The organism is Vibrio sp. Vb2131 (assembly GCF_033338535.1).
Classification (GTDB): domain Bacteria; phylum Pseudomonadota; class Gammaproteobacteria; order Enterobacterales; family Vibrionaceae; genus Vibrio; species Vibrio alginolyticus.
On record NZ_JAWOSW010000185.1, the window covers coordinates 1 to 507 of the forward strand.

At 46.2% G+C, this 507-nt stretch carries 1 protein-coding gene; it reads right to left on the reverse strand.

The genetic code is table 11. The features are described from left to right. Nucleotides 1-104: 104 nt before the first annotated feature. The coding region (locus R7E38_RS23445; protein WP_318082257.1) for an AraC family transcriptional regulator at nucleotides 105-507 on the reverse strand (403 nt) is incomplete at its 5' end.

Genomic DNA, 507 nt, shown 5'->3' on the forward strand with positions numbered 1-507 from the left:
TGGATTCATTCATAACACATCTCAAAGATTACCAATGCAGCTATTGTGGAGGCTTGTTGTGGCATGCGCTTGTAAAAAACTGACAGCCTAAGATGAGCGTGCTGTTATCGAGTGACTTGAGACGGAGAGACGCCATAAGTTTGCTTAAAGGCTTTGCTGAAATGTGCCTGATCGTAAAAACCAATTTGATGCGCGACTTCAGTGCCGCATTGTCCTGCTTGTAGTAGCTTCATCCCTTGCTCGAGTCGTAAACGGGCAAACCACGCATACGGTGTCATGCCGGTTTGCGCTTTGAAATGGCGTTGAAATTGAGTCGGGCTTAGCTGGCAAAGCTCAGAAAGAGACTCCAGCCGTACCGATTGGTCGAGGTTTGCCATTAAGTTATCTTTTAAGGTGTTGAGGGATGGCTTACCTAATGGAATGACTTTTTGCCTTGCCAGCGATCCGTAGCGATCAAAAAGCTGGTTAAATCCCTCAAACGGAAGACAATCTTTGGTCAATTGACTG